This window comes from Sphingopyxis sp. (assembly GCF_025869345.1).
Lineage (GTDB): Bacteria > Pseudomonadota > Alphaproteobacteria > Sphingomonadales > Sphingomonadaceae > Sphingopyxis.
Genome location: NZ_JAOZVW010000018.1, coordinates 67239 through 77595, shown reverse-complemented (window position 1 = coordinate 77595; position 10357 = coordinate 67239). Strand labels below are relative to the sequence as shown.

8 protein-coding genes are annotated in these 10357 nt (G+C 68.5%); 5 read left to right on the top strand and 3 right to left on the bottom strand.

Annotated features, from left to right (window positions below; all coding sequences use genetic code 11):
* Nucleotides 1-82 precede the first annotated feature (82 nt).
* Nucleotides 83-616: a hypothetical protein gene (locus tag OJI97_RS01720; protein ID WP_297660428.1), complete on the bottom strand. Its 534-nt coding sequence runs from the start codon at nt 614-616 to the stop codon at nt 83-85.
* A gap of 1 nt (nt 617) precedes the next feature.
* A complete protein-coding gene (mutL, locus tag OJI97_RS01715) occupies nt 618-2435 on the bottom strand; it encodes a DNA mismatch repair endonuclease MutL (protein ID WP_297660426.1) in 1818 nt (605 codons plus the stop codon).
* 194 nt (nt 2436-2629) lie between these two features.
* On the opposite strand from mutL, the gene OJI97_RS01710 reads away from it, so the two are divergent.
* The 5 genes from OJI97_RS01710 to rodA are packed head-to-tail and all read left to right on the top strand — an operon-like array spanning nt 2630 to nt 8143.
* On the top strand, nt 2630-3676 hold the full coding sequence (locus OJI97_RS01710) for a rod shape-determining protein (RefSeq protein WP_093508848.1): 1047 nt from the start codon (nt 2630-2632) through the stop codon (nt 3674-3676).
* Nucleotides 3677-3696: 20 nt separating this feature from the next.
* Nucleotides 3697-4605: a rod shape-determining protein MreC gene (mreC, locus tag OJI97_RS01705; protein ID WP_297660418.1), complete on the top strand. Its 909-nt coding sequence runs from the start codon at nt 3697-3699 to the stop codon at nt 4603-4605.
* Entirely contained in the window at nt 4602-5123 is a 522-nt protein-coding gene (gene mreD / locus OJI97_RS01700) for a rod shape-determining protein MreD (RefSeq protein ID WP_297660416.1), read from the top strand. Before mreC ends, mreD begins: the two co-directional genes overlap by 4 nt.
* Before the next feature lie 9 nt (nt 5124-5132).
* Nucleotides 5133-7040, top strand: a complete 1908-nt coding sequence (mrdA, locus tag OJI97_RS01695; protein WP_297660413.1) for a penicillin-binding protein 2 — start codon at nt 5133-5135, stop codon at nt 7038-7040.
* Nucleotides 7037-8143: a rod shape-determining protein RodA gene (gene rodA / locus OJI97_RS01690; RefSeq protein ID WP_297660410.1), complete on the top strand. Its 1107-nt coding sequence runs from the start codon at nt 7037-7039 to the stop codon at nt 8141-8143. Before mrdA ends, rodA begins: the two co-directional genes overlap by 4 nt.
* An 8-nt stretch (nt 8144-8151) precedes the next feature.
* Here rodA and OJI97_RS01685 read toward each other — a convergent pair whose 3' ends face one another.
* On the bottom strand, nt 8152-10356 hold the full coding sequence (locus tag OJI97_RS01685; RefSeq protein ID WP_297660407.1) for a glycoside hydrolase family 3 N-terminal domain-containing protein: 2205 nt from the start codon (nt 10354-10356) through the stop codon (nt 8152-8154).
* Nucleotide 10357 lies beyond the last annotated feature (1 nt).

Below are 10357 nucleotides of genomic sequence, written 5' to 3'. Positions count from 1 at the left end.
CTTGATCCGGGGTTCCGCTTGTCACCGTCGCCGAGCGGGACCCCGGATCAAGTCCGGGGTGACGGGGGAAAGGGTGGATCGCTCAATCGCGCAGGATCGCCATCGCGTCGATCGAGGCGGCGGGCGCGCTCGAAATCTGGAGCAGATAGCGGCCCGGCTCGACGTCATATTCGACCATCTTGCGGATGCCCGAGCAGTCCGGGCCATGGCCGTGCGCGACCGATTTCAGGAATTTGCCGTCGCGGACGAGGTCGATCCAAGCCCCCGCGCCGAGCGCGACGACCAGCCGGCCAGGCGTCTTGACCTCGATCGGCACCATGCCGCCATATTTGAAGGGATCGGGCTTGCGCTCGGGCGCGATTTCAAAGCGCAGGCTTTCGAAACGATGCAGCGGCAGCGTCGTCCGCGCCGCGCCGAGCGCAGGCCAATCGGCCGCGCGCGGCTCGCCATAGGCATAGATGGTCTTGTTCGCCGCCGCGCGTGACCAGTCGGAAAGCTCGGGCGGAAGGACGGCGCCCGCTGCGCAGGCAGGGGCAGGCTTCGCCGGCTTGGCGGCGATCGTCGGGGCGCCGATCAGGGCCGTGGTCAGCAAAGCCGCCGCGATATGACGCTTCATCCTATTTCCTCCCGAACAATTTCTCGACATCGTCCATTGCCAGCTTCACCCACGTCGGGCGTCCATGGTTACACTGGCCCGAGTGCGGCGTGACCTCCATCTGGCGGAGCAGCGCGTTCATTTCGGCGACGTTCAGCGTCCGCCCCGCGCGCACCGAGCCGTGGCACGCCATCGTCGCGGCGACGAGTTCGAGTTTCTCCGACAGGCCGAGCGCGGCGTCGTAGCCCGCGAGGTCGTCGGCAATATCGGTGACGAGCTTGTGGCAGTCGATCGCCCCCAGCATCGCCGGGGTCGCGCGCACCATCACCGCGGCGGGACCGAAGCGTTCGAGTTCGACGCCGAGCGCGGCGAGCTGCGGCGCCGCGGCTTCGAGCCGGTCGCACGCGGGCTCGTCGAGTTCGACGACCTCGGGCAGCAGCAGGCCCTGCGATGGCACCGCCTGCCCGCTCATCCCGCGCCGCAATTGCTCGAGCACGAGCCGTTCGTGCGCGGCGTGCTGGTCGACGATGACGAGGCCGTCCCCGGCCTCGGCGACGATATAGGTTTTCGCGATCTGGCCGCGTGCGATGCCGAGCGGATGCGCCTCGACCTCGGGCGGTGCCAGTTCGGCGACCTCGGCGCGGCCCGCGAGCGGGGCGGGCGCGCTCGCGAAGGGGACGAGCCGGTCATAGACGCGCGCGACCGCTTCGTTGGCCGGCGGCAGGTCGGTGCCGAACAGATGCACCGCGGGCTCGGTGCGGCGGCCGAAGAGGAAGCCCGTTGCGGGCTCGGGCGGCGGCGCCGGTTCCTGCTGCCACGCCGCCAGCGCCGCTTCGGCCGGGCGCTGGACGCTGCGGAAGCCATGCTCATCGAGCGCGCGGCGAAGGCCGCCGACGATCATGCCGCGGATAAGCTGCGGGTCGCGGAAGCGCACCTCGGTCTTGGCAGGGTGGACGTTGACGTCGACCTCGCTCGCCGGCACGTCGAGGAACAATGCTACGACCGGATGGCGGTCGCGCGCGAGCAGGTCGGCATAGGCGCCGCGCAGCGCGCCGACGAGCAGCCGGTCCTTCACCGGGCGGCCGTTGACGAACAGATATTGATGGTCGGCGATGCCGCGATTGTAGGTCGGCAGGCTGATCACGCCGCCCAGATGCACCTCGCCGCGGTCGAGATCGACGCCGATGCTGTTCGCGGCCAGCTCGCGCTGGGTCAGCGCCGCGACGCGCGCGAGCCGGTCCTGCCCGCCCTGGACGTCGAGGACGCGGCGCCCGTCATGCTCGACGGTGAACGCGATGTCGGGGCGCGCCATCGCGAGCCGCTTCACGACGTCGAGGCAGGCGGCATATTCGCTGCGGCCGCTGCGCAGGAACTTGCGCCGCGCGGGGACGCGCGCGAACAAATCCTCGACGAGGACGCGGGTGCCCTTCGCCAGTGCCGCCGGCCCCTCGGCCGCCAGCGCGCCATTGTCGACGACGCGCCGCCAGCCGTCGCCGCCCGCCACCCGGCTGTCGAGCGTCAGCCGCGCGACGCTGGCGATCGAGGGCAGCGCCTCGCCGCGAAAGCCCAATGTCGTCACATCCTCGATCGCATCATCGGGCAGCTTCGACGTCGCATGGCGTTCGAGCGCGAGCGCCATGTCGGCGGCGGTCATGCCGCAGCCGTCGTCCTCGACCTCCAGCCGCAGGATTCCGCCCTCGGCGATTCGCACCGAAATGCGAGTCGCACCGGCGTCGATGGCGTTTTCAACCAGCTCTTTGAGCGCTGCGGCGGGTCTTTCGACCACTTCACCGGCCGCGATCCGATTTACGAGCTTTTCCGGCAGGCGACGTATTGACATGGGGCCTCTCGTAGCGCAGTCGGACGCAAATCGCGACCCATCCGCACAGCCTGATCATTTTGTCCAGCCAGTCCCTTGTGGACGAGCCGGAATCTCCCCCTGATTGTAGCTGTCGCCGGGCCGGGCGCGCGGATGGAATCACGATAGGGGCGTGTCCGTCAGGGACGCAGCTTCGATGACAGGAAGCAGTATAAATGTCCTTCTTTTCCCGCTGGCTCAAATTCAACTCGCAGGACATGGCAATCGACCTCGGCACCGCGAACACGGTCGTCTATGTGCGCGGCAAGGGCATCGTGCTCAACGAACCTTCGGTGGTCGCGGTCGAAACGCTAAACGGCATCAAGCGCGTGAAGGCGGTCGGCGACGACGCCAAGCTGATGATGGGCAAGACCCCCGACAGCATCGAGGCGATCCGCCCGCTGCGCGATGGCGTCATCGCCGACATCGATGTCGCCGAGCAGATGATCAAGCATTTCATCACCAAGGTCCACGGCGGCAAGCCCAACGCCTTCCGCAGCCCCGAAATCGTAATCTGCGTCCCCTCGGGCTCGACCAGCGTCGAGCGCCGCGCGATCCGCGACGCCGCATCGAACGCTGGCGCGAGCGAAGTGTGGCTGATCGAGGAGCCGATGGCGGCCGCAATCGGCGCCGACATGCCGGTCACCGAACCGATCGGGTCGATGGTCGTCGACATCGGCGGCGGCACGACCGAAGTCGCGGTGCTGTCGCTCCGCGGCCTCGCCTACACCACCTCGGTCCGCGCGGGCGGCGACAAGATGGACGAAGCGATCGTCTCCTACGTCCGCCGACACCATAATCTGCTGATCGGCGAAGCGACCGCCGAGCGGATCAAGAAGGATTTCGGGATCGCGCGCATTCCCGCCGACGGCGTCGGCCTGACCATCCACATCAAGGGCCGCGACCTCGTCAACGGCGTGCCCAAGGAAATCTCGATCAATCAGGCGCAGATCGCGGAGGCGCTGTCCGAACCGATCGGCACGATCGTCGAGGGCGTGCGCATCGCGCTGGAGAATACGGCGCCCGAACTCGCCGCCGACATCGTCGACCAGGGCATCGTCCTGACCGGAGGCGGCGCGCTGATCGCCGAGCTCGACGAACTGCTGCGCGACGCGACCGGTTTGCCCGTCACGGTGGCCGAGGATCCGCTGACCTGCGTCGCGATCGGCACCGGCCGCGCGATGGAGGACCCGGCCTTCCGCGGCGTGCTCCAGCAAGCCTGATCGAGCGGTAGCGCCTCGTCATGGTCCGCCCGGCACATCGGCGTCCGGGGCAATCCCGAAAGGCCCAGTACAGCCTGTTCGCTGCCTATGTCATCGCGGTGACCGGGGCGGTGGCGGGGCTGCTGCTGGCCGTGCTGTCGGTCGTCGATCCCGTCGGTTTCGCCCAGCTTCGCATCGCGAGCCATGAAGTGACGGCGCCGGTGGCCCGCGCCACCCGCTCGGCGATCGGCTCGATCTCCGGCATCGACGATGCCGTGTCGGCCTATGTCGGCGCAGGGTCGCAGAACCGGCGGCTACGCAAGGAACTCGCCGAAACGCGGCGCCAGCTTGTCGCGACGAGCTCGCTGCAGGAAGAGAACCGCCAGTTGAAGGCGCTGCTCAAGCTGCAGGAAACCGACAAGAGCGCGATCGCCAACGGCTATCTCCTCACCTCGACCTCGACCAGCAGCAAGCGCATCGCGCTGCTCAGCATCGGCCGCAACCTGGGGGTCGAGGCGGGACAGCCGGTGCGCGGCGCCGACGGGCTGATCGGGCGCGTGCTGGGGTCGGGGCCTTCGGTGTCGCAGGTGCTGCTGATCACCGACATCGACACGATCGTTCCCGTCCGCCGCGCGCGCGACGGCCTGCCCGCGCTCGCCTATGGCCGCGGCAACGGCGACCTCGACGTCCGCACGCTCAACATCGCGAACAACCCGTTCAAGCCCGGCGACATCCTCCTCACCTCGGGCACCGGCGGCCTCTATCCGCCCAACATCCCGGTCGCGATCGTCGCGCGGCGCCAGAATGACGGCGCGCTCGCCCGCCCGCTCGCCGATCCCGCGAAGGTCGATGCCGTGTCGGTGCTGCGCCCCTACACCCCCGAAGACGCCGAGGCGCAGCTGCTGAAATCCGCGCCGGGCGCCATCCCCGAAGTCCCGAAGGCGCCATGAACCCGAAAGGCCCCCGCCTCGGCGAGCCGGCCTCGCGCTGGCGGATGATCGGCGTCCCGGTCGCCAGCGTGATGTTCGCCTCGGCGCTGCCGCTGATGCTGCCGCTGGTCGCCAGCTCGCCGGTGCTGCCGCCGCTCGGGCTGCTCTTCTTCCTGTCGTGGCAGCTCCTCAGAACCGAGATGTGGCCGGTGTGGATCGGTCTGCCGCTCGGCCTGTGGGACGATCTGTTCAGCGGCGCGCCGATCGGCACCGCGGTCTTCCTGTGGACCGCGGCCAGCATCGCGATCGCCTATCTCTCGCAGCGCATCTATTGGCGCGGTTTTTTTCACGACTGGGCGATTGGCGCTTTACTTGTCGCGATTATCCAGGCTCTCGCGGCGCTGCTCACGCACCCGCACGCCGCAACGGGACGTGTTCTGGGGCTCGTCGCGCCGCAGATCATCGTCTCGGTGCTTCTGGTTCCGCTCTTCCTTCGCCTAACGGGGAAGTTTGACAATTTCCGCCTGAAACGCCGATAAAACGCCCCAATGTTTGGCAAGAAGAGCCCGCCCATCACCGAAGCCTGGAGGGGCATCACCTTCACCCGCCGCGCGATCGTCGTCGGCGGGGCGCAGGCGGCCCTGTTCGGCGCGCTCGCGGCGCGCATGGCCTATATCTCGGTCGTCGACAACGAACGCTATGTCCTGCAATCGGAAAGCAATCGCGTCAATCTGACGCTCGTGCCGCCGCGCCGCGGCTGGATCGTCGACCGGCACGGCAAGGCGCTGGCGAACAATCGCGTCAGTTTGCGCGTCGATATCATCCCCGACCGGCTCCACGACAAGGAACTGGTGCTGGGGCAATTGAAGACGCTGCTGCGGCTCGACGGCGACGCGATGGAGCGGATCGAGCGCGACCTGAAAGCCGCATCGGGGTTCCAGCCGGTCGCGGTCGCCGAGGACATGACCGAGCAGGAATATAGCGCGATTCTCGTGCACCTGCCCGAGCTTCCCGGCATCGCGCCGCAGCGCGGCTTTGCGCGCAACTATCCGACCGGCGCGGCGGTCGGCCATCTGATCGGCTATGTCGGCGCACCGACCGCCGAGGAATATGAGAAGGTCAAGGACCCGCTCTACATCACCCCCGGCTACAAGACCGGCAAGGACGGGCTCGAGAAATATTTCCAGGACATGCTGCGCGGCAAGCCCGGCGCCAAGCGCGTCGAGGTCACCGCGCGCGGCAAAGTGGTGCGCGAGCTTTCGACCCAGCCCGACACGCAGGGCAAGACCGTCCACCTGACGATCGACGCCGACCTGCAGGACTATGCCGCGCGGCGCATGGGCCCCGAATCGGGCGCGGCGGTCGTCATCGATACGCTGACCGGCGACATCCTCGCCTTCGTCTCGATGCCCAGCTTCGATCCGAACAGCTTTTCCGACGGGATCAGCACGTCGGAATATAGCTGGCTGCGCGGCGACGACCATCAGCCGTTGATCAACAAGGCGACCCGCGGCCTCTATCCGCCCGGATCGACGCTGAAGCCGATGGCGGCGATCGCGGCGATCGGGCATGGCATGGATCCCAGCGAGCGCCACACCTGCATTGGCGGCTACCGCCTCGGCAACCGCTTCTTCCGCTGCCTCGGCACCCACGGCAGCCTCGACATGCCGCACGCGATCATGAAAAGCTGCAACAGCTATTTCTACTGGGTGGCCGACCGGCTGGGCTATGACGCGATCGCGCCGACCGCGCGCCTGATGGGGCTCGGCGAGGAATTTCAGCTCGCGGGCAGCAACCAGCGGTTCGGCACCATCCCCGACAGCGCATGGAAGATGAAGAAATACGGCCAGCGCTGGACGGCGTCGGATTCGCTGAATGCGGTGATCGGCCAGGGCTATGTCAGCGTGAACCCGCTTCAGCTCGCCGTCATGGCATCGCGCATCGCCTCGGGCCGCAGCCTCTATCCGCGCCTCGTCAACCGGCAGTTCAAGAACGAGCCTCTGCCCTTCTCCGCCGAAGCGCTCGGGACCGCGCGTCTGGGCATGGACCTGGTCGTCAACGGGCCGGGCGGCACCGCCGGGCGCAGCCGCCTGCCGCTCGACGGGATCACCATGGCGGGCAAGACCGGAACCGCGCAGGTGCGCGGGCTCAACACCGGCAACGGCAAGGGCGGGACGTGGAAGTTCCGCGACCACGGCCTGTTCATCGGCTTCGCGCCGGTCGCCGATCCCCGCTACGCCATATCGGTGATCATCGAGCATGGCATGGGCGGCAGCCGCGCCGCCGCCCCCGTCGCCAAGGACATCCTCACCTTCATCTATGACCGCGAAAAGGGGATGAAGGCGCTCGAGGCGTTCGAGGCGGGCTGGGGCGGCACGATCAAGGAACGGATGGACCGCAACTACGCCGCCTGGAAAGCCGGCATCGCCGCGCCCGATCCGGGGCTCGCGCAATGATCCCCGTCCCGCCCGCCATCCAGCGCGTTCCGTGGAAGCTGATCGCGCTGCTCGGCTCGATCGTCGCATTCGACCTGCTCGTCCTCTATTCGGCGGCGGGCGGAAGCTGGTCGCCCTGGGCGTGGCAGCAGGGCGTGCGTTTCCTGATTTTCCTGGGTGTCATGCTCGGCATCAGCCGTATGCCGCTCCGGATCTTCGAGGATTTCTCCTATCTCGGCTATCTCGGCGTGCTGCTGTTGCTTGTCGCGGTGGAATTGCTCGGCTTCGTCGGCGGCGGCAGCCAGCGATGGCTCAACCTCGGTTTCATGAATCTTCAGCCGTCCGAGCTGATGAAGGTCGCGATTGTCCTCGCGCTCGCGCGTTTCTATGCGCAGCTCCCGCCGGGCAACACGCGCACCTTCACCGCGCTCTGGCCCGCGCTCGCCGCGATTGGCGTTCCCGCCGCACTCGTCATGCTCCAACCCGATCTCGGCACCGCGCTCGCGATCAGCATCGGCGGGGTCGTCGTGATGTTCGTGGCCGGCCTGCCCTTCTGGTGGTTCGGCAGCGCGGCCGGCGCGGGCGCCGCCGCATTGCCCGTGCTGTTCTCGATGCTCCACGATTATCAGCAGAAGCGCATCCTGATCTTCCTCGACCCCGAAAGCGACCCGCTCGGCGCCGGCTATCATATCAGCCAGTCGAAGATCGCGATCGGATCGGGCGGGATCGGCGGCAAGGGCTTCCTCAACGGATCGCAGAGCCACCTCGATTATCTGCCCGAGGGGCATACCGACTTCATCTTCGCGACGATGGCGGAGGAATGGGGGCTGATCGGCGGGCTCGGCCTGCTCTTCGCCTTCTTCCTGCTGATCCGCTGGGGCACGCGCGTCGCGCTGCGCGCCCGCACGCGCTTCGGCCAGCTCACTGCGGCCGGTCTGACGATGACGATCTTCTTCTATATCGCGATCAACCTGTCGATGGTGATGGGCATGGCGCCGGTCGTCGGCATTCCGCTGCCGCTCTTTTCCTATGGCGGTTCGTCGATGCTGACGATCATGACCTGTGTCGGCATCATCCTGGCGGTCGAGAACGACAGCAAGACGGGCAGCCGCCGCTTTCACTGAGGCGCGGCTCAGCCCTCGACGGTGAAGCGCGCCTCCAGCGCCGTTTCCGAACTGCCGCCGACGAACAGCGAGAAGCCGCCCGGTTCGACCACAGGCGCAAGACCGGCATCGAGCAGCGCGAAATCGGCGGCCGTGAGCGTGAAGCGGACCTGTTTGCGCTCGCCGGGCGCGAGCGCGATGCGGGCGAAGCGCTTGAGCGCCTTGACCGGGCGGGTCGTGCTCGCAACCTCGTCGTGCAGATAAAGCTGGACGACTTCCTCGACCGCGAACCGGCCTTCGTTCGCGACCCGGAAGGCGACATCGAGCGCGGCGCCGGGCGCGATCCGTTCGGACGACAGGGTCAGCGCCTCGTAACGGACAGGCGCATATGTCAGGCCGTGACCGAAGGGGTAGAGCGGGGTCCAGGGAGCGTCGACATATTTGGCGCTGTTGCGTTCGCTCTCGCTCGCCGGGCGGCCGGTGCTGCGATGGTCGTAGTGGATCGGAATCTGTCCGACGTGGCGCGGAAAGCTGATCGGCAGGCGGCCCGACGGGCTGACGTCGCCGAACAGCAGATCGGCGAGCGCGGGCCCCGCCTCGACCCCCGGATGCCAGGCCCAGAGGATCGCCGGCGCGCGTTCGGCGAGCGCGCCGATCGTCAGCGGGCGGCCCGCGAAGATCGCCGTCGCCACCGGCTTGCCGAGCGCGAGGACCGCGTCCGCGAGTTCCTGCTGATCGGGCGCGAGGTCGAGCGCGACGCGGCTGCGCGCCTCGCCGCTCATGTCCCAATCCTCGCCGAGACAGAGGATGACCGCATCGGCCGCGCGCGCCGCCGCCAGCGCCGCCTCGCCGCCCGCGGCATGAAGCACCCGCGTGGCGGAGCCGAGCGCCGCGGCGATCCCCTCGCGCGGCGTGATCGCGTCGGCCGCAACCCCGGTCGGCGCCCAGCTTCCCAGCATCGAGCGGCGGTCGTCGGCGAGCGGGCCGATGACAGCGACTGTGCGCAGGGCCCTGGAAAGCGGCAGCACCTGTCCTTCGTTCCGGAGCAGCACCATGCTCTTGCGCGCCAGGTCGCGAGCGGCGGCGCGGTGCTCGCGGCGCAGCGTCGCACGCTTCGCACGCGCGGGGTCGCAGTTGCGATAGGGGTCGGCGAACAGGCCCAGCGCCGCCTTCGCCTCGAGCAGCCGGCGCACCGCAGCATCGACGAGCGCGATATCGAGCCTGCCCGCCTCCACTTCGGCGGGCAGCAGGTCGGCGTAGATGCCGCTGACCATATCGATGTCGATCCCGGCCTCCATCGCGAGCCGCCCGGCTTCGGCATCGTCGGCGGCCACGCCGTGCGCGACGAGTTCGCGGATGCCGGTATAATCGCTGACGATCAGGCCGTCGAATTTCCACGCCCCGCGCAGCACGCCGCGCAGCAGGTCGCGGTTGGCGTGCATCGGGACGCCGTTGACCTCGTTGAACGCGGCCATCACGCTCGCCGCGCCCGCCGCGATTGCGGCCTGGAAGGGGGGATAATAATATTCGGCGAGGCGCCGCGGCGACACGTCGGCGACGTCATAGTCGCGCCCGCCCTCGGCCGCGCCATAAGCGACGAAATGCTTGGCGGTCGCCATCATCGCGTCGGGATCCGACAACCTCTGACCCTGGAAGCCGCGCACCCGCGCTTCGGCGAAGCGGCAGGCGAGTTCGACATCCTCGCCCGCGCCCTCGACGACGCGGCCCCAGCGCGGATCGCGCGCCATGTCGACCATCGGGGCATAGGTCCAGTGGAGGCCGTTGGCGGTCGCCTCGACCGCCGCGATCCGCGCCGCTTTCTCAGCCGCCGCCGGATCGAAGCTCGCCGCCTCGCCGAGCGGCACGGGAAAGATGGTGCGAAAGCCGTGGATCACATCGTCGGCGAAAAGCAGCGGGATGCCGAGCCGCGTTTCCTCGACCGCGATACGCTGGAGCCGCCGGGTGGTGTCGGCGCCATAGACGCTGAGGAAGGAGCCGATGCGGCCCGCGCGCACGTCGGCCTCGCTGCCCGCAGGGACATAGGGGCCCGTATCGTTACGCTGCCCACGCGCCTGCGCGAGCTGGCCGAGCTTTTCGGCGAGCGTCATCCGCGCGAGCAGCGCATCGATGTTCACCGCGGCGATGCGCTCCGCCGCCTTCACCCCCGCGCTCGCGAGGACGGCAGCGGCGAGCGCACCGGCGCCGAGAAACTCGCGGCGGTTCAGGTCCGACACG

What these genes read in the sequence shown, in the direction of transcription:
- mreD (WP_297660416.1), top strand. Translation starts at nt 4,602, where the DNA reads ATGAACCCGAAAGGCCCCCGCCTCGGCGAGCCGGCCTCGCGCTGGCGG.
- mutL (WP_297660426.1), bottom strand. Translation starts at nt 2,435, where the DNA reads ATGTCAATACGTCGCCTGCCGGAAAAGCTCGTAAATCGGATCGCGGCC.
- OJI97_RS01710 (WP_093508848.1), top strand. Translation starts at nt 2,630, where the DNA reads ATGTCCTTCTTTTCCCGCTGGCTCAAATTCAACTCGCAGGACATGGCA.
- OJI97_RS01720 (WP_297660428.1), bottom strand. Translation starts at nt 616, where the DNA reads ATGAAGCGTCATATCGCGGCGGCTTTGCTGACCACGGCCCTGATCGGC.
- mreC (WP_297660418.1), top strand. Translation starts at nt 3,697, where the DNA reads ATGGTCCGCCCGGCACATCGGCGTCCGGGGCAATCCCGAAAGGCCCAG.
- rodA (WP_297660410.1), top strand. Translation starts at nt 7,037, where the DNA reads ATGATCCCCGTCCCGCCCGCCATCCAGCGCGTTCCGTGGAAGCTGATC.
- mrdA (WP_297660413.1), top strand. Translation starts at nt 5,133, where the DNA reads ATGTTTGGCAAGAAGAGCCCGCCCATCACCGAAGCCTGGAGGGGCATC.